19 protein-coding genes are annotated in these 22188 nt (G+C 63.2%); 12 read left to right on the plus strand and 7 right to left on the minus strand.

Going from position 1 to position 22188, the window contains the following annotated elements:
• Window positions 1–186 precede the first annotated feature (186 nt).
• A complete protein-coding gene (locus FJ443_RS27790; protein WP_140500562.1) occupies window positions 187–390 on the minus strand; it encodes a hypothetical protein in 204 nt (67 codons plus the stop codon).
• A gap of 304 nt (window positions 391–694) precedes the next feature.
• Between FJ443_RS27790 and FJ443_RS27795 the strand changes: the two genes are divergently transcribed.
• From FJ443_RS27795 to phoB, 8 genes are all read left to right on the plus strand, one after another.
• Window positions 695–1618 carry a DUF2865 domain-containing protein gene (locus FJ443_RS27795; protein WP_140525468.1) on the plus strand — a complete coding sequence of 308 codons (924 nt, stop codon included), beginning with the start codon at window positions 695–697 and terminating at the stop codon, window positions 1616–1618.
• Between the two features lie 608 nt (window positions 1619–2226).
• Window positions 2227–6360 (plus strand): PAS domain-containing protein, encoded by a 4134-nt coding sequence (locus FJ443_RS27805; protein WP_181175145.1) that lies wholly within the window; start codon window positions 2227–2229, stop codon window positions 6358–6360.
• 517 nt (window positions 6361–6877) lie between these two features.
• The gene (gene pstS / locus FJ443_RS27810) at window positions 6878–7936 is read left to right on the plus strand and encodes a phosphate ABC transporter substrate-binding protein PstS (RefSeq protein ID WP_140517885.1); all 1059 of its coding nucleotides are present in this window, start codon (window positions 6878–6880) and stop codon (window positions 7934–7936) included.
• A 65-nt stretch (window positions 7937–8001) separates the two neighbouring features.
• On the plus strand, window positions 8002–8991 hold the full coding sequence (gene pstC, locus FJ443_RS27815; RefSeq protein ID WP_140666444.1) for a phosphate ABC transporter permease subunit PstC: 990 nt from the start codon (window positions 8002–8004) through the stop codon (window positions 8989–8991).
• 3 nt (window positions 8992–8994) lie between these two features.
• Complete coding sequence (gene pstA, locus FJ443_RS27820) at window positions 8995–9846, plus strand: phosphate ABC transporter permease PstA (protein ID WP_140666446.1); 852 nt, start codon at window positions 8995–8997, stop codon at window positions 9844–9846.
• Entirely contained in the window at window positions 9843–10646 is an 804-nt protein-coding gene (gene pstB, locus FJ443_RS27825) for a phosphate ABC transporter ATP-binding protein PstB (RefSeq protein ID WP_140561568.1), read from the plus strand. Before pstA ends, pstB begins: the two co-directional genes overlap by 4 nt.
• Window positions 10647–10671: 25 nt before the next feature.
• Window positions 10672–11379, plus strand: coding sequence for a phosphate signaling complex protein PhoU (gene phoU / locus FJ443_RS27830; RefSeq protein WP_140500575.1), 708 nt, complete (start codon window positions 10672–10674; stop codon window positions 11377–11379).
• Window positions 11380–11398: 19 nt separating this feature from the next.
• On the plus strand, window positions 11399–12088 hold the full coding sequence (gene phoB, locus FJ443_RS27835; RefSeq protein WP_140666448.1) for a phosphate regulon transcriptional regulator PhoB: 690 nt from the start codon (window positions 11399–11401) through the stop codon (window positions 12086–12088).
• 7 nt (window positions 12089–12095) lie between these two features.
• Here the strand turns inward: phoB and FJ443_RS27840 are convergent, their stop codons facing one another.
• Complete coding sequence (locus FJ443_RS27840) at window positions 12096–13337, minus strand: ROK family protein (protein WP_140561570.1); 1242 nt, start codon at window positions 13335–13337, stop codon at window positions 12096–12098.
• A gap of 259 nt (window positions 13338–13596) precedes the next feature.
• Here FJ443_RS27840 and xylF point away from each other — a divergent pair, with 259 nt between their 5' ends.
• From xylF to FJ443_RS27860, 4 genes are all read left to right on the plus strand, one after another.
• Window positions 13597–14637 carry a D-xylose ABC transporter substrate-binding protein gene (gene xylF, locus FJ443_RS27845; protein ID WP_140500579.1) on the plus strand — a complete coding sequence of 347 codons (1041 nt, stop codon included), beginning with the start codon at window positions 13597–13599 and terminating at the stop codon, window positions 14635–14637.
• A 142-nt stretch (window positions 14638–14779) separates the two neighbouring features.
• Complete coding sequence (locus tag FJ443_RS27850) at window positions 14780–16132, plus strand: sugar ABC transporter permease (RefSeq protein ID WP_140500580.1); 1353 nt, start codon at window positions 14780–14782, stop codon at window positions 16130–16132.
• Window positions 16133–16147: 15 nt separating this feature from the next.
• Window positions 16148–16948, plus strand: a complete 801-nt coding sequence (locus FJ443_RS27855) for an ATP-binding cassette domain-containing protein (protein WP_140500582.1) — start codon at window positions 16148–16150, stop codon at window positions 16946–16948.
• Between the two features lie 136 nt (window positions 16949–17084).
• Window positions 17085–18707 (plus strand): CHASE domain-containing protein, encoded by a 1623-nt coding sequence (locus FJ443_RS27860; RefSeq protein WP_140666450.1) that lies wholly within the window; start codon window positions 17085–17087, stop codon window positions 18705–18707.
• Window positions 18708–18910: 203 nt separating this feature from the next.
• Here FJ443_RS27860 and FJ443_RS27865 read toward each other — a convergent pair whose 3' ends face one another.
• From FJ443_RS27865 to FJ443_RS27880, 5 genes are all read right to left on the minus strand, one after another.
• Window positions 18911–19156 carry a YMGG-like glycine zipper-containing protein gene (locus FJ443_RS27865; protein ID WP_140500585.1) on the minus strand — a complete coding sequence of 82 codons (246 nt, stop codon included), beginning with the start codon at window positions 19154–19156 and terminating at the stop codon, window positions 18911–18913.
• A gap of 182 nt (window positions 19157–19338) precedes the next feature.
• Entirely contained in the window at window positions 19339–19509 is a 171-nt protein-coding gene (locus FJ443_RS31345; protein ID WP_181175146.1) for a hypothetical protein, read from the minus strand.
• 129 nt (window positions 19510–19638) lie between these two features.
• Window positions 19639–20673, minus strand: coding sequence for a PAS domain-containing sensor histidine kinase (locus FJ443_RS27870; protein ID WP_140500587.1), 1035 nt, complete (start codon window positions 20671–20673; stop codon window positions 19639–19641).
• A gap of 177 nt (window positions 20674–20850) precedes the next feature.
• A complete protein-coding gene (locus FJ443_RS27875) occupies window positions 20851–21015 on the minus strand; it encodes a DUF1328 domain-containing protein (RefSeq protein ID WP_006203859.1) in 165 nt (54 codons plus the stop codon).
• Between the two features lie 182 nt (window positions 21016–21197).
• Window positions 21198–21992, minus strand: coding sequence for a response regulator (locus tag FJ443_RS27880; RefSeq protein ID WP_140500589.1), 795 nt, complete (start codon window positions 21990–21992; stop codon window positions 21198–21200).
• Between the last annotated feature and the right edge of the window lie 196 nt (window positions 21993–22188).

The raw sequence follows: 22188 nt of genomic DNA on the forward strand, positions 1-22188 counted from the left end.
TCGCTACGGCGCGACTAACGGCGCGCTCGCGAGCGGCTTCGTAACCGCCGAGCTACACCACCTGTGGGGACACGACCGCCGATCCCGCTTCAATTTTTTACGCAATCCTGACGGAAAACGTCTGCCAGCCAGCCGCTCAGGTAGCGACTACCACCAAACCATCTCGCCCAGCACCGCCTTCACCGGTCAGTGGCTGGTACGCCGCGCCTCGGCGTGCCGCGCCAGGTCGGGTGTCTCGAAGACGTAGTCGTTCCAGGCCGATTCCGGGATTTGCCCGGCCAGATAGCATTCCAGCAGCAGGTTTTGCTCGGCGCTCAGGGGCCTCGGATCAAGTCCCAGGGAATGAAAAAGATTTCTTGTCAGTTCCGATACCGTGACCTGGATCGACATCTGCGTTCTCCTTCGCGCTTCAACGCGAAAGGACGGGCAAAGGTTTCAGGGCCCGTTTCCGGTAACGCCGGAGTGATCCGGCAGGCCTGCCAGCCGTCGGTCCGGCTGCATTGTTTTGCAGTTCGTCTCAATCTTGAAATAAAAATGCAATATTGAATTCACAGAGGTTCTTCTATTAAACTAAAGACAAGTCTCTCAATGCATGGAGACTAGAAAGATTAGATAAAACTCATTTAGCGAAAGCTTACCGAAGTCGAAAGAGTTGTCATTCCAGGTTCTCAGCAACAAGGACCGCGTCCTTCCGATGATCCGTTTCTGGTCCCCCATGATGATCGCGTTCGTCACCCTGACCGTGCTCGCGCTCGGCATGTCCAGTTCTTATGCCGACAGTTGCAGTGCAATAAGAAATCAGTTGTCTTCGGCCGGCCGTGGCGGCGGCACGAGCCCCGAGCTTGCCCAGTTGCACCGCCAGCTTGCCGCGATCCAAGGCATCGAGAGGCAGCGCAAGTGTACGGCGAAAAATTCCCTCGGTGGTTTCTTCAACGCATGCGCCGATCTTGCCAGGAACAGGAGCGAGGTGCAGCGCCAGATCGCTGCGGCCTCCAATTCAGGCCGGGACATGTCGGGGCTGCGGGCACGCTTTGTCGCGCTTGGCTGCGCGCCAGCGGCAAAGCGCGCGGCGGCGAAGACCCAATCGGTGTCTGCGGCGGCGCCAGCGGCGAGGGCAACGGGCGCCGGCAACGCGATGCTGTTCTGCGTGCGCCTTTCGGATGGATATTTCTTCCCAGCACCCAAGTCGCAGTTCGCCGGCAGCGACGATGTGAAGGATATGGCCGATCAATGCCGCTACATCTGCGACGAGCCGGGCGTCGACCTCTATACGCTCAGCGACGTCAGCCTCGAAACCGAAAAGATGGTCTCTCTCGACACGCGCAAGCCCTACACCGATCTGCCGACCGCATTCCGCTACCGCGACGACGTCAATTTCAAGGCATGTGACCTAAAACGCTACTACAGCAGGGTCGCCGAATTGAGGGCCCGAACGGTAACGCCCACAAACATGACCAATGCCATCATCCCCTTGCCGTCGGCCAAGCCGGACCTCGGCAGCGTCGCGGCAATTCCCGCGGCGGACGCCGAAGCCTCCGGGGCGGCCCAGCATCAGTCGATAGAGGCCGGCAAGCGGCCGGTGAGAATAGTCGGCCCGGCCTTCTTCCCAGCCGAATGATCATCCGCCCCCGGTTGTAGGCGCCGGTTTCTCAGCCAAGGTCAGTTTTGGGTGGCACCCATCAGTCGCAGACCATGCGAACCCTCTTTCCGGGTTCGCTGACATTCCTGCATGCCAGGGGCTTTTCCTCATCGGAGGACGGCGGAGGTGGCCTCGAAACTCTTGAAAGATGACGTCTCGGTGCGGCGCGCGGCGCGGGCCTGCGCTCGGAAAACCGGGTTGGCGGTTGTGGCGGCGCCGGAAAAGCGCCGTTTTCCATTCCGGACGGCCCGTATTCCACATTGGGCGGCGGCCGGTCCCAGAAACGCCGGGCATCGAGCGGGCGCGGAATGACGACGGTGCCGTCATAGCTGCGCGAACAGCCGCTGCCGAAAAGCAGCGCCGCGCTCAGCAAGCAAGGCACAATCCGTCCAAACATCAGCAACACCCCAATATTGGCTTATAGCGCGGCTTCGATCAGGCCGACAACCGGGCGCAATGGCGCAGGCCAGGGCCCGTCCGGTGCGCAACGGCTTGTTAAGGTTAGCGGATCGTTAATGCTTCTCGGGCACATTCCGCCGACGAACCGCGGAGGGAGGGTTCGGCCTTGGATTCGGGGTGGGGACGGCATGGCTGAAGCGAACGAGACAGCCGGCGTGCGCGGCGAGCGCGGGTCGGGCGAAATGGCGGTGAACGACGCGGCTTCGTTCACCGCAGGCATGGATTTGGCCATGCTACGCCAGCTGGTCGAAACGGGCTCGGACTGGATCTGGGAGACCGACGCCGAGCTGCGCTTTTCCTGGCTTTCGCACAACTACCAGGCGGTCACGGGCATCGACCCGGCCGCCGTGCTCGGCCGCTTCCGTTTCGATTTCCTGAAGCAGGTCCTGAACGGCAACCGCAGCGCGGCAATGCATCTGGAGGATCTGCAGGCACATCGGCCGTTCCGTGACTTTGTCTACGAACTGAAGGGAGGTCGCGCCGATTGCCGCTGGGTGCTGACCTCAGGCTTTCCACGCTTCGATGATGAGGGGAAATTCGCCGGCTATCGTGGCATTGGACGCAATGTCACGGGATTGGCCGTCGCCTTCGAAGAACTGGAGCAGAAGCAGCAAGGAGAGGCGTCTTCGGGAGGCCTTCCCGACCTTCGCACGATGGTCGATTCGATGCCGATCGGGATCATGGTCCTCGACGCCGACCTGCGCGCCGAAGTGATCAACCAGGCCTTCTACAATTTGTGGAAAATCGATCCCCAGCGCGCCGGGATCGGCTCGGGCTTCCGCGAGTTGATGGAGGCCAGCCGCGCCGTCGATTCCTACGGCGCAGACGATGTTGCCTGGCGGCGCCATACCGCCGAGCGCGAGTCCGAGATCAGGGCCGGCGTCGCCGGCTCGAGACAATTGCCGCGCAATGACGGGCGTACCCTGGTTGCGTCGCTGGCCCCGCTGGCCGGCGGCAAGCGGCTCATCTCCTATGTCGATGTCACCGACATGAAGGATCGCGAGGCCGAGCTGGCCGACGCGCTGGAAAAGGCGCGACTGGCGGAAGCGGTGATCAACGGCGTCAAGGATCCGATCTTCGTCAAGGACGACGATCTGCGCTTCGTCTTCGTCAACGAGGCGTTTGCGGGCCTGTTCGGCCAGACCCCGCAAACCATGCTTGGCAAGCCCGGCGGCAATTTTCTCGCGCCGGCCGAGGTTGCGCTGTTCGAGAAAAGCGAGCGCGAGGTGCTGGCGACCGGGCGGCCTTACGAGGTGGAGGAAAGCTTCGAGGTCGACGGCGTCAACCGCTCGCGCGTCGTCAGGAAGAACCGCGTTAGAATGGTAAGCGGCCGCAACTACGTGGCCGGCTTCCTCTTCGACGTCTCGGACATGAAGGGCCGTGAGACCGAGGCGCAGGACGCCCGCAAACACCTGGCCAGCGTGCTGGAATCGCTGCCGGCCGCCGTGATCATCTACGACCGCGAGGACAATTTCGTTTTCGCCAACCGCAAGATGCAGGACACGCTGCCGGCGTTGAAGCCGGCGTGGCAGCCCGGCCGCACCTTCCGCGACGCGCTGGCACTCGGTCGTTCGGCCGGCTATTTCCGCTCGAGCGGCGATCCGCAGGTCGATGCGCTCTATGATGGCGATCTCGATCCCTGGCTGGACAGCATCCTCGCCCGCTACCACCTGCCATACTCATCCTTCGAACGTCTCAATCCCGACGGTCGCTGGTACCAGGTCTACGACATGCGCACCGACGACGGCACGTTCATCGGCGTGCGTGTCGATATCTCCGAGATCAAGAGCCGCGAAAAGGCGCTGCACGATTCGATGCGGCAGATCGACCTGTTCCGGCACGTGCTGGACGAACTGCCCGTGGCCGCCTTCATCAAGGCGCAGGACCTCAGCATCGAGTTCGTCAACAAGGCCTGGTGCGCGATCACCGGGCTCGCCAAGGAAGACGTCATCGGCCGCACCGATCGGCAGCTGTTCGGCGACGGGGATGGAAAGAGCTACAGCCTGGACGACACCGAGGTCGCCCTCACGGGCAGCGTCAGGGAGGTCGAGGAGCCCGTCACCCATCGCGACGGCACGGTGCGGCAGTTGATGACGCGCAAGAGCCGGCTGGTGGCGCTGGACGGATCGGTGCATCTGGTCGGCTCCAGCACCGACATCACCGAGGTCAAGGCGCGCGAGCGGGCGCTGGAAGAAAGCATGCGCGAGAACGAGGTATTCCGCAGCCTGATCGACAACGTGCCGGTGTCGATCTATGCCAAACGCTCCGATCTCAGGCAATTCTACGTCAACAAGGGGTGGTGCGATCTCACCGGCTTCAGCAAGCAGGACGCGATCGGCAAGACCGATATCGAAATTTTCGGGCCCGACGGCGAAGCCTTCGTCAATGGCGACCTCGCGGTGCTGCGCAGCGGCGAAACCCAGGAGGTCGAGGAGACGGTGATGCTCCCGGACGGCAGCGTGCGCCACCAGTTCGCCCGCAAGGGCGCGATGATCGCGTCCGACGGGTCGCTCTACCTGATCGGGTCGACCACCGACATCACCGAATTGAAGCTGCGCGAGGCGGAACTGCGCGAGGCGCGCCAGCGCGCCATACTTGCCGACCGCGCCAAGTCGGAATTCCTCGCCAATATGAGCCATGAGATTCGCACCCCGATGAACGGCGTGCTGGGCATGGCCGAACTCCTGGCCAAATCCGATCTCGATCCGAAGCAGAAGACCTTCACCGACATCATCGTCAAATCGGGCAACGCGCTGCTCACCATCATCAACGATATCCTGGATTTCTCCAAGATCGATGCCGGCCAGTTGGTGCTCGATCCCGCCCCCTTCAATCTCGCCGAGGCGATCGAGGACGTGGCGACGCTGGTGTCGACGCGGGCCAAGGAAAAGGACCTCGAGCTCATCGTGCGCATCGAGCCTGGGCTCGAAAGCCTGTTCATCGGCGATGTCGGCCGCATCCGGCAGATCGTCACCAACCTGCTCGGCAATGCGGTGAAGTTCACCGAAGAAGGCCATGTGCTCGTCGACGTCACCGGCGAAAGTGTGCCGGACGGAACCAGGCTGACGATCTCGGTCACCGACACCGGGATCGGCATCCCTGAGGAAAAGCTGGAACAGGTGTTCGAGAAATTCAGCCAGGTCGACACCTCCTCGACGAGGCGGCATGAGGGCACTGGGCTCGGGCTCGCGATCACCTCGCGGCTGGTCGAATTGATGGGCGGCGACATCGGCGTGGAAAGCGCCGAAGGCAAGGGGTCGACCTTCTGGTTCACGGTCACGCTGCCCAGGGCCGGACAACAGAACGCGCAGCGCATCATGCCGGTGGACGTGACCGGCGCGCGGGTGCTGATCGTCGACGACAATGCCGTCAACCGCGCCATCCTGACCGAGCAGATGACGTCATGGACCTTCGATTCCTGCGCGGCCGAGAGCGGCGCCGAGGGACTGAAAGTGCTGATCGCGGCCGCCGCCTACGGCGTGCCGGTCGATTGCGTCGTGCTCGATTATCAGATGCCCGAGATGAGCGGCGCCGAGATGGCAGGTGTCGTGCGCAACACCGCCGGGCTTGCCGACACGCCGATCATCATGCTGACCTCCGTCGACCAGTCGCTGGCCAACACCAGTTACCGCGATCTCGGCATTGATGCCCAACTCATCAAGCCCGCACGCTCCTCGGTGCTCCTGGAAACGCTGGTCGCCACCATCCAGCGGCATCGCCACGCCACGGATGTCGCCCGGCCGCTTGCTGTCGAGGGAGGCGGCGGGAACAATCCGCAGTCACCGCCACCGGCGGCAGGGCAACGCGCGTTGCTGCAGCCGCCGCCGGTCAGGCCTCGGCTTGCCGCGACTGGCGGCGAGCAGCGGCTGGACATCCTCGTGGCCGAGGACAATGAGGTCAACCAGATGGTCTTCACCCAGATCCTCGGCGAGACCGGCTACGGTTTCGAGATCGTCGGCAATGGCCGCAAGGCGCTGGACGCTTTCGGCAGGCTCAATCCGTGCATGATCCTGATGGACGTCTCGATGCCGGAGATGAACGGGCTCGAGGCAACCGCCGCCATCCGCCGGCTGGAAGAGGAAACCGGCACGCATGTGCCGATCGTCGGGGTCACCGCGCATGCGCTCAAGGGCGATCGCGAACGCTGCCTGGACGCCGGCATGGATGATTATCTGCCCAAGCCGATCAGCCCCAGGGCCCTGCTCGAAAAGGTCGAGCGCTGGGTCGGCGCTGGTCGCCAGGCCCGGCGCAACGCGGGATAGACTTTGCGCCTTCGGCCGGATTGCGGCGAGAATCACCCGGGGCCGGCTGCAGCCCTTCGAGCAAGACTATGGTGCGATCGCACCATATCAAAGCCGGCGTCCAGCCGGGACAATGACGGCATCGAATTTCCGCTCTCTTCTAGTTACGGGCGGGAGCAGCGACCGCCAGTATGAAGCAGCGTCAATCTACCCCAACGGACCTGTTTTTGGCGATGGCCCGGCCAAGACATCCTCTGGCCTCGAGCAACGCGCTCCCGTCCGGCTTTTCTTCGATCAGCGATCCATGCCGAATCCGATGGCTGTTTGGGTGGCCGGATAGCGCAAGTCCCTGATTCCCGAAGGCAAACCGGCGCCATGCCGCAGCCGCTAATCGCCATCGCCTTTCCAGGCGCCGGCGACGCGTTACCGGGCTGACACGAAACTGTCATGCGACTGTTATAATCGAACGCTATTGGCCTCAGCGGGCGCTGGCAAGGAATGGCGCCGAGAGACCATCTTCCGAACAGGAGCAGGCCATATGAGACATTTCATCCGCTCGGCGGCCGTTGCGATCGCAATGGCTGCGGCGTCCACCCTCACCCTTTCCGCGGCAATGGCAGCTGACATCTCCGGTGCCGGCGCCACCTTCCCTTACCCGATCTATGCGAAGTGGGCCGATGCCTACAAGAAGGAGACCGGCATCGGTCTCAACTACCAGTCGATCGGCTCGGGCGGCGGCATCAAGCAGATCAAAGCCAAGACCGTCACCTTCGGCGCTTCCGATGCGCCGCTGAAGGGCGAGGATCTCGAATCCACCGGACTTGCACAGTTCCCGATGGTGATGGGCGGCATCGTTCCGGTCGTCAATCTCGAAGGCATCAAGCCGGGCGAACTGGTGCTCGACGGCCCGACGCTGGCCGATATCTTCGTAGGCAAGATCACCAATTGGAACGACGCGGCGATCGCCAAGCTCAATCCCGACGTCAAGCTTCCCGACCAGGCGATCGCCGTCGTGCATCGCTCCGACGGTTCGGGCACCACGTTCAACTTCAGCTACTATCTGGCCGACGTCAGCGCCGACTGGAAGTCGAAGGTCGGCGTCAACACCGCGCTCGAATGGCCGGTCGGTATCGGCGCCAAGGGCAATGAAGGCGTCGCCAACAACGTCTCGCAGACCGGCGGCTCGATCGGCTATGTCGAATACGCCTACGCCAAGCAGAACAAGCTGACCTATGCCGACATGATCAACAAGGACGGCAAGAAGGTCGAGCCGACGGCGGCGGCGTTCTCGGCGGCGGCGGCCAATGCCGACTGGAGCTCGCAGCCGGGTTACGGCGTCATCCTGGCCAACCAGCCGGGCGCCGAATCCTGGCCGATGACGTCGGCGACCTGGATCCTGGTCTACAAGAAGCCCGGCGACGTGGCGGCGACCGGTGAAGCGCTCAAGTTCTTCGCCTGGTCCTACGCCAAGGGCGACGACATGGCCGGCGCGCTGGACTACGTTCCGATCCCCGACGCGGTCGTGAAGAGCGTCGAGGACATGTGGGCCAAGGACATCGTCGGCGAAGACGGCAAGCCGCTCTATTCCGCCATGTAATCCCTGCTGAACGAGGAGGGCGCTTCACGGCGCCCTCCCTGTCTTCCTTGAAACGTGAGGGCCAGATGACCGCCGTCTCCGAAGCCATGCCATCGTCGGCCGCCATGCGGGCCAGGGAAGCGACGGTCCGGCGCTTCGCGCTCACCGATACGATTTTCCGGGCGGCGACACGCTTTTCCGCCATCCTCGTCCTGCTCATCCTCGGCGGCGTGGCGATTTCGCTGTTTGCCGGCTCGTGGGAAGCGCTGTCGAAATTCGGGTTCTCCTTCCTGACGACCGAATCGTGGAACCCGGTTACCGAGAATTTCGGGGCGCTGGCCCCGATCTACGGAACCATTGTCACCGCCGCCATCGCTATCCTGATCGCCGTTCCCATCGGCATCGGCATCGCCATCTTCCTTACCGAACTCTGCCCGCGGCCACTCCGACGCCCCATCGGCATCGCCGTCGAGCTGCTTGCCGGCATACCCTCCATCATCTACGGCATCTGGGGCCTGTTCGTGTTCGCGCCGTTCCTGCAGACGACGGTGCAGCCCTTCATCGTCAAGCTTTTCCACGACGTGCCGGGACTCTCCAGCCTGTTTGCCGGCCCGCCCTACGGCATCGGCCTTCTGACCTCGGCGATGATCCTTGCCATCATGGTCCTGCCCTTCATCACCTCGATCACCAAGGATGTCTTCGACACGGTGCCGGCGGTGCTGAAGGAATCGGCCTACGGCATCGGCTGCACGACCTGGGAGGTCACGCGCCGCGTCGTCATCCCCTATACCCGCGTCGGCATCATGGGCGGCGTCATGCTCGGCCTCGGCCGCGCGCTCGGCGAAACCATGGCGGTAACCTTCGTCATCGGCAACGCCCACCGCATCAGCGGCTCGCTGTTCGCGCCCGGCACGACGATCTCGGCGACCATCGCCAACGAGTTCACCGAAGCCGACGGCGATCTCTATACGTCTTCGCTGGTGGCGCTCGGCCTGATCCTGTTCGTCATCACTTTCCTGATCCTTGCCCTTGCGCGCTACATGCTGCTGCGCATGGACAGCCGCACGGGAGCCTGACCGATGTCGACGGCCACATCGCTTCACAATCGACGCAAGCGCAGGAATGCCGTGATGATGACGCTATGCGTCACGGCGGCGGGCATCGGCCTGGCCTGGCTGGCGCTCATCCTCGGCGCACTGCTCTATAAGGGCCTGGCGGGTGTTTCGCTCTCTGTGTTCACCGAAATGACACCGCCGCCCGGCGATGCCGGCGGCCTGCTCAATGCCATCTACGGCAGTATCATGATGACAGTCATCGCCGTCATCGTCGGCACGCCGATCGGTGTCCTCGCTGGGACCTACATGGCCGAATATGGCCGCTTCTCGCGCCTCACCACCGTCGTGCGCTTCATCAACGACATCCTGCTGTCGGCACCCTCGATCATCGTCGGCCTGTTCGTCTACGAGCTGCTGGTGCGGCCAATGGGACATTTCTCGGCGATCGCCGGTGCCGTCGCGCTGGCCATCCTGGTCATCCCGGTCGTCGTGCGCACCACCGAGGACATGCTCAACCTCGTGCCGAACGCCCTGCGCGAGGCCGGCGCCGCGATCGGCGCGCCGCGCTGGGTGGTCATCCGCTCGGTCGCCTACCGTGCGGCGCTGTCGGGCATCGTCACCGGCATATTGCTGGCCATCGCCCGGATTTCCGGCGAGACGGCGCCGCTGCTCTTCACGGCGCTCAACAACCAGTTCTGGTCGAGTAATCTCAATGCGCCGATGGCCAGCCTGCCCGTCACCATCTTCCAGTTCGCTCTCAGCCCCTACGAGGAATGGCAGCAGCTGGCGTGGACCGGCGCACTCATAATCACCCTTACGGTTCTCGGGCTGAGTATCTTCGCCCGCAGCCTTACCGGACGCAGAGAGGACAGATGAAACCGATGTTGTCCACCGAATTGAACACGCCCGAAGTCGCGGTCGAGAAAGCCAAGATCGAGGTCAAGAATCTCAATTTCTACTATGGCCAGTCGAAGGCGCTGAAGGATATCAGCCTGTCGCTGCCCGAGCGCAGCGTCACCGCCTTCATCGGGCCTTCGGGCTGCGGGAAGTCGACGCTGCTGCGCGTCTTCAACCGTATCTACGAGCTCTACCCGAGGCAGAGCGCCGAGGGCCAGGTGCTGCTCGACGGCCAGAATATCCTCGACCGCTCGCAGGACCTCAACCTGCTCAGGACCAAGATCGGCATGGTGTTCCAGAAGCCGACGCCGTTCCCGATGTCGATCTACGAGAACATCGCCTTCGGCGTCAGGCTCTATGAGAAGCTCAGCAAGGCGGAGATGGACGGCCGTGTCGAGCAGGCGCTGAAGCGCGCGGCACTGTGGAGCGAGGTCAAGGACAAGCTCAACGCCAGCGGCCTCAGCCTTTCGGGCGGCCAGCAGCAGCGCCTCTGCATCGCCCGCACGGTGGCGGTGAAGCCGGAGGTCATCCTGCTCGACGAGCCTGCCTCGGCGCTCGATCCGCTGTCGACCGCCAAGATCGAGGAGCTGATCGACGAGTTGCAGGCCGATTATACGATCGTCATCGTCACCCACAACATGCAGCAGGCGGCGCGCGTGTCGAAGCAGACCGCCTTCATGTATCTGGGCGAGCTGGTCGAGTTCGACCGCACCGAGAAGATCTTCACGTCGCCCCGCGAGAAGCGCACGCAGGACTATATCACCGGCCGCTTCGGCTGATCCCAGGCATACGAGGACCAAGATCATGGCCGAACACACAGTCGCAGCCTTTGACGAAGATCTCGGACAGATCAGCAGGCTGATCCGCGACATGGGCGATCTCGCCTCATCGATGGTCGGCGGCGCGACCAAGGCGCTCCTGAATTCCGACAACGCGCTCGCCCAGCGCGTCGTCTCCGACGACGCGATCATGGATGCGCGCCAGCGCGAACTCGACGACCGCGCCATCACCCTGATCGCCAAGCGGCAGCCCATGGCGGACGATCTGCGCCATGTCGTCGGCTCGATCCGCATGGCGGGCGATCTCGAACGCATCGGCGATCTCGCCAAGAACATCGCCAAGCGCGTCGGCACCGTCGGCCTTGCCGCCACGCCGCGCGACCTGTCGCACTCCATCGACGCCATGGCGCAGCTTGTGCTGATCCAGGTCCAAGGTGTGATCGAGGAGTATGCGGCGCGCGATGCCGCGGCACTTGCCAAGCTGCGCGCCGACGATGAACGCATCGACGTCAAATACACGTCGGTCTTCCGCGAGCTGCTGACCTACATGATGGAGGATCCGCGCAACATCACCGCCTGCACGCATCTTTTGTTCTGCGCCAAGAATCTCGAGCGCATCGGCGATCACGTGACCAACATTGCCGAAAATGCCTATTATGTGCTGACCGGCACGCAATTGCCCGCCAATCGCCCGAAGCAGGACGAGACGGCGATGTCGGCGCCAGCGGCTTGACGGCAGGGGTGACCAGTCGATGATCGCGCCACGCATCATGGTGGTGGAGGACGAGGAGCCGCTGGGTGTGCTGCTCCGTTACAATCTGGAATCGGAGGGTTATCAGGTAGAGGTGGTGACGCGCGGCGACGAAGCCGAGATCCGCTTGCATGAGAATGTCCCTGACCTTCTTGTGCTCGACTGGATGGTGCCGGCGGTGTCCGGCATCGAGCTCTGCCGCCGTCTCCGCATGCGGCCCGATACCGAGCGGCTGCCGATCATCATGCTGACGGCGCGCGGCGAGGAAAGCGACCGGGTGCGCGGTCTCTCCACCGGCGCCGACGACTATCTGGTCAAGCCGTTCTCAACGCCGGAATTCATGGCACGCGTCAAGGCGCTGCTGCGCCGCGCCAAGCCCGAAGTTCTGTCCAGCGTGCTCAAGGTCGGCGACATCGTGCTCGACCGTGAATCGCACCGGGTCTACCGCAAGAAAAGCGAGATCCGGCTCGGGCCGACCGAGTTCCGCCTGCTCGAATTCATGATGCGACATCCCGGCCGCGTGTTCTCGCGCAGCCAACTGCTCGACAATGTCTGGGGCGAAACGATCTATATCGACGAGCGCACCGTGGACGTGCATGTCGGCCGGCTGCGCAAGGCGGTCAACAACGGCCGCATGCCTGACGTGATCCGCACCATTCGGGGCGCGGGGTACGCGATCCGCGAAGACTAGGGATATGTCACGCAACGTTCTCGCCTATGCCTGATTTCGCCTGTGCCCCCGGCGCGAAAATTTCCTGGTCGACGAAGGTTAGCGCGCGCATGGCGCAGCCCTCGCGGATCAGCGGCAGTTCGTTCGGCTCGGTGTCGAAGGAAATCGATTTCGAGTGCTGGCCGCCGGCGGTCTGGGCAATGGCCTCGCGCAGAGCCGGCTCGATCAGGTCGAAGGCGGCGGCGCTGACGCCGACCATGGCGACCGGCGCCGGATCGATCAGGGCGAACAGGCTGCCAAGGCCGTAACCCAGCGCCTCGCCGGCCTTGCGGTAGGCTTCGCGCTCCGGCCCGTCCTTTTCGCGCGCCGAGGCCGCCAGGGTGCGCATGTCGGCGTCGCTGACGTCGACGGGCTGGGTGTCCTCGCCAAGCTGCCTCGCGTTGCGCCAAATGGCATAGTTGCCGGCATAGGCCTCGACGCAGCCGCGCCGCCCGCAGCGGCAGAGCGCCCCGCCGGGGCGATGGATCATGTGGCCGAACTCGCCTCCGGATGAATGGGTGCCGGTGAACAGTTCACCCTTCAGCACCAAGCCCATGCCGATGCCGTGCGACAAAAGTATGGCGATGAAGTCGTCGCGGTAGCGCTGGGGATCGCGCCAGCGCAGCGCCACCGCCATCATGTTGCAATCGTTCTCCATGGTGGCGGGAATGCCGAACTCGGCCTCCAGTATGTCGGCGAAGGCGATGTCGGTCTGCGGCGTGATCGGCGACCACAGCATGGCGCGCGCATCCGTGTCGGTGATGCCCTGGATCGCCAGCGCGATACGGGCGATGCTGCCGACGTCGAGGTCGGGATCCTCGAACCGCCGCCTGACGATGGCCACGCATTCGCCGATCAGCGCCTCGCGCGACAGGGTCAGCGTGTCCAGCCGGCGCTGCTCCTCAGATATCACCTGGCCGGCATAGTCGATGACTGCGACGGAGAGGAAATTCAGCGACAGCACAACGGTCATCACCGCCGCGGCTTCAGGGTTGAGGCTGAGGCCGACCTGCGGCCGACCGCGTTTCAGCGCACCGGCCTCGCTCGGCTTGCTCTGCGCCAGGATGCCTTCGCCAATCAGGTCGGAGGAGATCGCCGATATGGTGGAATGGCTGAGCCCGGTGGTCGCGGCAATCTCGGTGCGCGAGGGCTGCCCGGCACGGCGCACGGCCGCGATCACCATCGCCCGGTTGCGTCGGCGCAAATCGTCGTGGCGGATTCCGACCGACATGTTTCTCGCATCCTCCCCGTCGCCGCGTTCTCTCCCCAGGATCCCGACGACCGTCAAATACTGGCAGAACCGGCCTTGGCTGTCATTATTTATTCCGGAGCTCGAAAAAAATTCACGAGGACATCAAAATACATCAGAATCGACGTTGACAGCGTTCCGACGATGGACCAGTGTTTTTTCGAGGCTCGAAAAAATAGAGCCTTTGTGCCGGCCTACGGGCCTGTTTGGTCGCGCCATACGCGGCGCAGGGAGGATTAAGATGAAGAGATTCACAGCCGCCATCCTGGCGGGTGTCGCCATGTCGCTGACGCTCGCGTCGGTCGCGCAGGCGAAGGACAAGGTCATCGGCGTTTCCTGGTCGAACTTCCAGGAAGAGCGCTGGAAGACCGACGAGGCCGCCATGAAGAAGGCGATCGAAGCCGCCGGCGACAAGTATATTTCCGCCGACGCCCAGTCCAATCCCGGCAAGCAGCTCACCGACGTCGAGAGCCTGATCTCCCAGGGCGCCAATTCGCTGATCATCCTGGCGCAGGACGCCTCCGCCATCGGCCCGGCGGTGCAGAAGGCGCTCGACGAAGGCATTCCGGTCGTCGGCTATGACCGCCTGATCGAGAACAAGGACGTCTTCTATCTGACCTTCGACAACAAGGAAGTCGGCCGCATGCAGGCCCGCGAAGTGTTCAAGGTGAAGCCGGAAGGCAACTACGTCTTCATCAAGGGCTCGGGTGCCGATCCGAATGCCGATTTCCTGTTCTCGGGCTCCATGGAAGTGCTCAAGGACGCCATCGACAGCGGCAAGATCAAGAATGTCGGCGAAGCCTATACGGATGGCTGGCTGCCGGCCAACGCGCAGAAGAACATGGAGCAGTTCCTGACCGCCAACGACAACAAGGTCGACGCGGTGGTCGCGGCCAATGACGGCACTGCCGGCGGCGTCGTCGCGGCGCTGACGGCTCAAGGCCTGGCCGGTACCGTTCCGGTCTCGGGCCAGGACGGCGACCACGCGGCGCTGAACCGCATCGCGCTCGGCACGCAGACCGTGTCGGTGTGGAAGGACGCGCGTGAACTCGGCAAGAATGCCGCCGAGATCGCCTCGCAGCTGGCCGACGGCAAGAAGATGACCGATATCGCCGGCGTCAAGGACTTCACAACGCCCGGTGGGAACACCGTCAAATCGCTGTTCCTCACCCCGGTTGCGATCACCAAGGACAATCTCAACGTCGTCATCGACGCCGGCTGGATCAAGAAAGACGAGGTCTGTGCCGGCGTCGCGGCGGGCAGCGTAGCGGCCTGCAACTGATCTTCCATTTCATGCGATGAACGCCGCGGCTGCCAAGCCGCGGCGTTTTTTCAAGAAGATTTGTTTTTCCGCCTCGGGCGAGTAACTTCTAGACTGGCTTCCGGCATCCCGCATCGGACGGGCAGGCCGGTGGGAGAAAATCATGACCGATACGACGTCCAACCCGCAGGCCGACACCGCGCGTGCGTCGGAACTCGGCGCCGTCGCCCGGTTCCTTAAGGCGACCGAGATCGACACGCGCATGCTCGGCATGATCGGCGCGCTGCTGCTGATCTGGATCGGGTTGCATGTCTTGTCCAGCCTGCGTCTCGGCGTCAATCCGCTCGATTTCGACAGCCGTACCTTTCTCACGCCGCGCAATCTGTGGAACCTGTCGGTGCAGACCTCGGCCGTCGCCATCATGGCCTGCGGCATGGTGCTGGTCATCGTCATGCGCAATATCGATCTGTCCGTCGGTTCCGCCGAAGGGTTGATCGGCATGGTCATGGGCTTCGCCCAGGTGCATTTCCTAGTGCGCTTCGTCGGGCTTGAGCTTGGCAACCCATGGATCTGGGTGCTGGCGCTGGTCATCGGCCTGGTGCTCGGTCTGTTGATCGGCGCCTTCCAGGGCTTTGTCATCGCCTATCTCGAAGTGCCGGCCTTTATCGTGACGCTGGGCGGGCTTCTGGTCTGGCGCGGTGCGGCATGGTGGGTTACCAGCGGCCAGACGGTGGCGCCGCTCAACGCGACGTTCCAGCTGATGGGCGGCGGCCCGGCCGGATCGATCGGCGCGACCTGGAGCTGGGTGGTCGGTATCGCCGCCTGCCTTGCGGTGGTGCTTGCGCTGTTCAACGGGCGGGTACAGCGCAAGCGCTTCCGTTTCCCGCTGCGTCCGATCTGGGCCGAGACGCTGATCGGCGTGCTGACCTGCGCCGTCATCATGGGCGCGGTTTGGCTGGCCAATTCCTATCCGTGGCCAGTCGGCATCGTGAACAGATATGCAGCCGCCAACAACATAACCGTGCCCGAGGGCGGCCTGTTCATCGCCCACGGCATCGCCATACCGGTGCTGATGGCCATCGCCGTCGGGCTGGTCATGACCTTCATCACCAAACGCACCCGTTTTGGTCGCTATGTCTTTGCCATTGGCGGCAATCCGGAAGCAGCCAACCTCGCCGGCATCAATACACGCTGGATCACGATGAAAGTGTTCATGATCATGGGCGTGCTGGCCACGATCGCCGCCGCGATCTCGTCGGCCCGGCAGAACTCGGCCACCAACGTGCTCGGAACGCTCGATGAATTGCTGGTGATCGCGGCGGCCGTCATCGGTGGCACGTCGCTCGCCGGCGGTTCGGGAACGATCATCGGCGCCATGCTGGGCGCGCTTCTGATGCAGTCGCTGCAATCCGGCATGGTGCTGCTCGGCGTCGACTCGCCTCTGCAGAGCATCGTCGTCGGCGCCGTGCTGGTCATCGCGGTGTGGCTCGACACCGTCTATCGCAAACGCGTTTGAGGGAGGAGGACAATCATGGCTGACAGGATCGCTCCCGCCGGCAACCCGCTGGTCGACATGCGCAACATCTCAATCGCGTTCGGCGGCATTCGCGCCGTCGACGATGCCTCGATCGATCTTTTCCCCGGCGAGGTCGTGGCCCTGCTCGGCCATAACGGCGCCGGCAAGTCGACACTGATCAAGATCCTGTCGGGCGCCTACAAGCGTGACGCGGGCCAAATCTTCGTCAACGGCGAAGAGGCTTCGATCTCCAACCCGCGCGATGCCAAGAAATACGGCATCGAGACGATCTACCAGACCCTGGCGCTCGCCGACAATGTCGACGCCGCCGCCAACCTGTTCCTCGGCCGCGAGCTGAGGACCGCCTGGGGCACGCTCGATGATGTCGCCATGGAGGCCGAGGCGCGCAAGGTGATGGGCAGGCTCAATCCCCGCTTCCAGCGCTTCAAGGAGCCGGTGATCAAGCTGTCGGGCGGACAGCGGCAGTCGGTGGCGATCGCACGCGCGATCCTGTTCAACGCCCGCATCCTGATCATGGACGAGCCGACGGCAGCACTTGGACCGCAGGAAACGGCCCAGGTCGGGGAACTGGTCAGGCAGCTCAAGTCCGACGGCATCGGCATCTTCCTGATCAGCCATGACATTCACGACGTATTCGAACTGGCCGACCGGGTGTGCGTCATGAAAAACGGCCAGGTCGTCGGCACTGCCCGCACCACCGATGTGACCCAGGACGAGGTGCTGGGCATGATCATCCTGGGCAAATGTCCGCCTGGCGCCATTCCCGGACCAGGCGCGTTGAAGATCGCTGCCTGAAGCCTGCTGGCCTGAGCCCGTTACCGATCTGCCGATCAGGTGATATGCCAGCCGGCGGGATGGCTTGGCCTTGCCATTGTGTTGACCGGGCGACTTGCCCATAAAGGGCTCACATGCTGATAGGCCGCATTATCCGTTGAAGAAGCTTTTTCCAATCGTCGCTTTCGTTGCCGTTGCGCTGATCAGCATGACAATGGCGGGGTTCGCCTATTTCGCGACGCAAGAGGCGGCTCGCATCAAGTTCGACGCGACCGCGGACGATGCGCTCAACCGTATCGAGAGCCGGATCGACCTGCAGCTGTCGCTGCTGCGCTCGTCGCAAGCCTTGTTCGACGCCCGCAATGGCGACATCTCGCAGAGCGAGTTCAAAGCGTTCTTCAATGCCCTCAATGTCGATACCAATTTCGCCGGCCTGCGCGGCATCGGCTTTCTCCGGCTGGTGAAAGCAGGCGACGAGGCGACGGTCGAGCGCGACATGCTGCATGACCAGGGCACCAGGCGTGCGATCTATCCGGACACCACCCAGCCATGGCGGACGCCCGTTGTGCTGTTCGAGCCGCTCGACCCGTCCAATAAGGCCAGCATCGGCTATGACATGTTCACCGAGCCCGTGCGGCGCGCGGCAATCGAGAAGGCAATGGCAGATGACCAGCAGCACGCGAGCGGGCTGGTGCAACTCGGCCAGGACACGGGTGCAGCACAGACCTTCACCGGCTTTCTCGTCTTCGTGCGGCTCAACGTCGAGACCGCACCTGATGCCATAAACGCATCGCGATCCTCGACGGTAGGCTTTCTCTACGCGGCCTTCCGGGCCAGGGAGTTGTTCCAGATCGCGCTCAGCCGCGCGCCGCTGCTGCCGGTCAACACCGAAATCTACGATGGCGGCGTCGATCCGGATCATTTGCTGTTCCGGTCGGAGACGCCGCCCGTGTCGGGCTTTGGCGACAGGCTGTTGGTCACCCGCAAGATCAGCGTGGCGGGCCGTCCGTGGACCGTGCAGTTCAGGCCGACAAGCGCCTTCTCGCAGCCATCGTCGCGGGCCATCCCAGTCATGCTCGGCCTGTTCGGGTTGCTGCTGGCCGGCGCCATCGCGCTTGTCGCGCGCTATCAGGAGCGAGCCTACGAGGCAGCATCGCTGCTGCATGAGACGACGGAAAAGAGCCTGCTCGAAAAGGATTTGATGCTGCAGGAGATGAAGCATCGCATCAAGAATTCGATCACGCGAGTGCTGGCGATCGCGCGCCAGACCGCGTCACGTGCCAGCGACGTCAATGAGTTCTCGGCATCTTTCTCGGCCCGGCTACAGGCAATGGCCGCGTCCCAGGACATGCTGACGCGCTCGCGCTGGCAGAAGGCGGATCTCGGCGATCTCCTGCGCATCGAGCTTGGCCAAGTGTTCGGAAAGGAGCTGCCGGAAGAGCTTTTGTCCGGGCCGGAGGTGCTGCTTGACGAAACCACGACGCAGGCACTGGGCCTCACCTTCCACGAACTGGCAACGAATGCGCTGAAATATGGCGAGGCCGGCAATACGGTCGGCGCCCTCAGGATCGAATGGTCGGTCGAAGGGCGCGGGCGTGACCGGGTCTTGGCTCTGAGCTGGCAGGAAACCGGGCAGAAGAAGGTCGACGCCCCGGCCACGACCGGCTTCGGCACCAAATTGATCGACCTCAATGTCACGCGTGAGCTGCGTGGCACGATCCACCGCGATTATCGCGATGACGGATTGAATGTGGAAATCAGGATTCCGCTGCCGGCGTGAATGCCATCGGGCCTTGGCGGAATCGCTCCAGGCTTCACGCGGCGGCCAATAAATTGCCGCACCGCTGCCGGGTTCGCGAATGAGCCCGACAGCGCGCGATTCAAGTTGCTCGGAGCGGTTCAGCGTCTGATAGATCGCCGATCCGCTCCTTGCTCGCAATTCCGGCGGGAAAACCGCTCCGCGCTTTTCCCGCCGGAATTACCTTAGTTGCAGCGAGCCGTGTAGATGCGACCCCGATGATCGCGATACTGGCAGTATCCATTGCGCAGGTTGCGGACCAGCAGGCCGGAGCCGGCACCGACGGCCGCGCCGATCAGCGCGCCCTTGCCGCCGCCGACCAAGCCGCCCACGCCGGCGCCGATCAAGCCACCGCCGACGACATCCTGCTCGGTCGAGGTACAGCCGCTGACGGCGACCACGGCAGCCATGGCAATAAGAATTTTCCGCATAGGGTCACTCCTCACTTCGTGTCCTCACTTTAATAAGCTCCAGCCGTCACTTAGCATGAAAAAACGACCTTTGCTGCTCCAATTTATTGTTGGTGAAGAGAGTCTTTTTCTGGGCGCAGCTTTCCGATGCCTCGGCCGCCGAAAAACCGGAGCGATGTGCGCGCGCGAACGTGGGGGCGGGATCAGGCCAGCTGGGACAGGACGATCAGGACAATTGCCGCGGCCAACGCCGGAGCGACGATGGGCAGGATGCCATGAGCAACCGGCGATGCCGTGGATGTCTCGGGATCCTGGAATTCGCCCATCGAAATGCGAGCGGCCTGCTCCAGTCTGTTGATATCGGCGACCGTCAAGGCGCTCCTCCCCACTATGCTGCGGCAAAGCCCTCGAAAGCATGCTCGTCGGCTCGGCAGTTCCATCGGTATCTGGCAAAAACAGCATCTGCTTCTATGGTGAACAGCCGGTTAAAAAATGGCGGTCGCCTACTCCGTCTCGAAATTGCCGTGCGGAACAACGAGATGGTATTCGAGGCGACCATCCGCGATCTCGAGGCGCGCCGTTCCGTTCAGGGAAGAGGGCACTACGCGTTCCAGTGCGACGCTGCCGAAGCGCTTTTTGCCCTCTTGGTTGCTGTCGGTTCCTATGGTTTCGGCCCAGGTCAGCGACAGGGCAATGCCACCATCGGCGGCGGTGTCGAGGACGGCGGTCACTTCGACGAAGCCCTCCGGCCGCGACAGGGCGCCATAGCTGACCGAGTTGACGGCCAGTTCATGCATCGCAAGGCCGATATGCAGCGCGGCGTTGGGGTTGAGGTAAGGATTTGCGCCGCGGAAGCGAAGGCTGTGCGACGCGTCCGTCCCGTAGCGGCCGACCTGACCGGCGACGAGTTCGCGAAGGGCAGCACCGCGCCAGTTGGAGGAGGTTACCAAATCCTGGGAGGAGGCCAGCGACTGGAGCCGGCCGCGAAAGCGGGTCAGGAAATCGCCGATGCTGTCGGAATAGCGTCCCGTCTGGGTGGCGATGCTCTGGATGATTGCCAGCAAATTCTTCGAGCGGTGCGTGACTTCGCGCAACAGCGTCGTCAGCGTCTGTTCGCGGCGTCGCTGCTCGGTCGTCTCGACCATGGTGGTGACGACACCTTGCACGTCGCCGGCCTCGCCATGGTCGGCGTCGATCCAGACCTGAAACCAGCGCATGCCGTCCTCCATCGGGACGCCGATCTCGAGGCGCTGCGGATCGCCGCTTGCGACGACGTTGCGCTTGGCAGCGCCAATGCGGTCGGCCTGTGCCGGCGGCAGGATGCCGTCGCCCTCGCTGCTGTCGGCGGCCCAGGGCGCACGCATGTTCCGCGCCCAGACCGTTTTCATGTCGCGGTCCTGGTAGAGGACGGAAATGCCGGCATTGTGCAGTGCGTGGAGAAGCGCCCGGCCAAGTTGCATGCCGCTTTCGGCGGGATGCAGGGCGATGACCTCGTCCCCCCGCTCGTTCTTCTTGGTATCTCGAGCCCTGGAACGCATCCGACCTGTTCACCCAACTCAGGCTGAACGGCTCACCGTCCAATGGGTTCCAAGGCAGGTTTTACGGGAACCAGACGCCCAAAAGCGGTCCGCCGGGCGGCGTCCTTGTGGGACACCACCCGGCGGTGGCTGGAAACCGTTTGAGGGGTGCGGCTTCCAGTGTTCGCCTGATAACTCTCAGGCCCGTCTGAACAGGCCGGCGAGAAGCGAAATGATGAGGAAAGCGAGAAAGATGAAGAACAATATCTGCGCTATCCCGGCAGATGTACCGGCAATGCCGCCGAAACCAAGCGCGCCGGCGATGATTGCCACGACGAGAAATACGAGCGCCCAGTAAAGCATGGTTCCATCTCCTTCCAACTATGTGAGAAAAACGTGGGTGGATGCGGTTTGTTCCACTTTTTGCCGAAAAAGACGATCCCCCCGCGCACCATCGTGGCGCGGAAAAGCAGGCGCGGCCAGCGGAACCTTCCGGCTGGTCGCGCCCTGCTTTTGCGCGCGTTTGCGACTTCAGTTGCGCATGGCTATGCGGCTGCTTTCGCCTGCCGGTCGAAGAACAGAGCCTGGCTGATCAACGCCTTGACCATGTCCGGGTTGAACGGCTTCGTCACCAGGAAAGCCGGTTCGGGCCGCTCGCCGGTCAGGAGACGCTCGGGAAAGGCGGTGATGAAGATCACCGGCACGGAAGTCGACGACAGAATCTCGTTCACCGCCTCGATGCCCGAGCTGCCGTCGGCGAGTTGGATGTCCGCGAGCACCATCTTCGGCCGCGTCTTGCCGAACATCGTCACCGCTTCGGCATGGGTGCGGGCGGTGCCGACGACCCGATGGCCCAGGCTCTCGACCATCTCCTCTATATCCATGGCGATGAGCGGTTCATCCTCGATGATCAGCACGTCGGTCGCCACCTGGCGGGAAATCTCGTTGCTCGCCTGGGCAAGCAATTCTGAGAATTCCTGTTCGCCGACGCCAAGAATTTCGGCCGCCTCATCCTCGCTGAAACCCTCGACGGCCACCAGAAGGAAGGCCTGGCGGGGAAGCGGCGCGATCGCATTGAGATTGGCCGCAGCGCGCTGTTCCCATGCCGATTGCGCCTGTTCTTGTGGAACGCGGATGGCGACGGACGTGAACAGTTTGGCGAAGACCTTGTACAGCGCGATTCGGTCACTGGATGCCTCGGGAAAAATGTCGACATCGGCGATGATGGCCTCGAGCATCGCGGCAACCAGCGCGTCGCCGCTCTCCTGCGATCCCGATACGGCACGCGAGAAGCGGCGCAGGAACGGCAGGTGCGGAGCGATGGTGGCGGATAAACTCATGACGGACGTCTCCCTCAGATGACGTGATTGACTAAAAATGCAGGTCAAGCCCCATTGCAAGCCCCAACCACACAAACGCGGGCTTTCGCAAAAAGTTCCGGCCCCGGGAACTAATACGCCTGAACGGCGTTTGAATTGGGGATGGGCAACCAGACGAGGATGCCGCTTGTGTTGTGTTGAGTTATGTTGAGCGGCT

Origin of the sequence: Mesorhizobium sp. B2-6-1 (assembly GCF_006440475.1) — a bacterium.
In the GTDB taxonomy this organism is placed as follows: Bacteria; Pseudomonadota; Alphaproteobacteria; order Rhizobiales; family Rhizobiaceae; genus Mesorhizobium.

What these genes read in the sequence shown, in the direction of transcription:
- FJ443_RS27790 (WP_140500562.1), bottom strand. Translation starts at nt 390, where the DNA reads ATGTCGATCCAGGTCACGGTATCGGAACTGACAAGAAATCTTTTTCAT.
- FJ443_RS27795 (WP_140525468.1), top strand. Translation starts at nt 695, where the DNA reads ATGATCCGTTTCTGGTCCCCCATGATGATCGCGTTCGTCACCCTGACC.
- FJ443_RS27805 (WP_181175145.1), top strand. Translation starts at nt 2,227, where the DNA reads ATGGCTGAAGCGAACGAGACAGCCGGCGTGCGCGGCGAGCGCGGGTCG.
- pstS (WP_140517885.1), top strand. Translation starts at nt 6,878, where the DNA reads ATGAGACATTTCATCCGCTCGGCGGCCGTTGCGATCGCAATGGCTGCG.
- pstC (WP_140666444.1), top strand. Translation starts at nt 8,002, where the DNA reads ATGACCGCCGTCTCCGAAGCCATGCCATCGTCGGCCGCCATGCGGGCC.
- pstA (WP_140666446.1), top strand. Translation starts at nt 8,995, where the DNA reads ATGTCGACGGCCACATCGCTTCACAATCGACGCAAGCGCAGGAATGCC.
- pstB (WP_140561568.1), top strand. Translation starts at nt 9,843, where the DNA reads ATGAAACCGATGTTGTCCACCGAATTGAACACGCCCGAAGTCGCGGTC.
- phoU (WP_140500575.1), top strand. Translation starts at nt 10,672, where the DNA reads ATGGCCGAACACACAGTCGCAGCCTTTGACGAAGATCTCGGACAGATC.
- phoB (WP_140666448.1), top strand. Translation starts at nt 11,399, where the DNA reads ATGATCGCGCCACGCATCATGGTGGTGGAGGACGAGGAGCCGCTGGGT.
- FJ443_RS27840 (WP_140561570.1), bottom strand. Translation starts at nt 13,337, where the DNA reads ATGTCGGTCGGAATCCGCCACGACGATTTGCGCCGACGCAACCGGGCG.
- xylF (WP_140500579.1), top strand. Translation starts at nt 13,597, where the DNA reads ATGAAGAGATTCACAGCCGCCATCCTGGCGGGTGTCGCCATGTCGCTG.
- FJ443_RS27850 (WP_140500580.1), top strand. Translation starts at nt 14,780, where the DNA reads ATGACCGATACGACGTCCAACCCGCAGGCCGACACCGCGCGTGCGTCG.
- FJ443_RS27855 (WP_140500582.1), top strand. Translation starts at nt 16,148, where the DNA reads ATGGCTGACAGGATCGCTCCCGCCGGCAACCCGCTGGTCGACATGCGC.
- FJ443_RS27865 (WP_140500585.1), bottom strand. Translation starts at nt 19,156, where the DNA reads ATGCGGAAAATTCTTATTGCCATGGCTGCCGTGGTCGCCGTCAGCGGC.
- FJ443_RS27870 (WP_140500587.1), bottom strand. Translation starts at nt 20,673, where the DNA reads ATGCGTTCCAGGGCTCGAGATACCAAGAAGAACGAGCGGGGGGACGAG.
- FJ443_RS27875 (WP_006203859.1), bottom strand. Translation starts at nt 21,015, where the DNA reads ATGCTTTACTGGGCGCTCGTATTTCTCGTCGTGGCAATCATCGCCGGC.
- FJ443_RS27880 (WP_140500589.1), bottom strand. Translation starts at nt 21,992, where the DNA reads ATGAGTTTATCCGCCACCATCGCTCCGCACCTGCCGTTCCTGCGCCGC.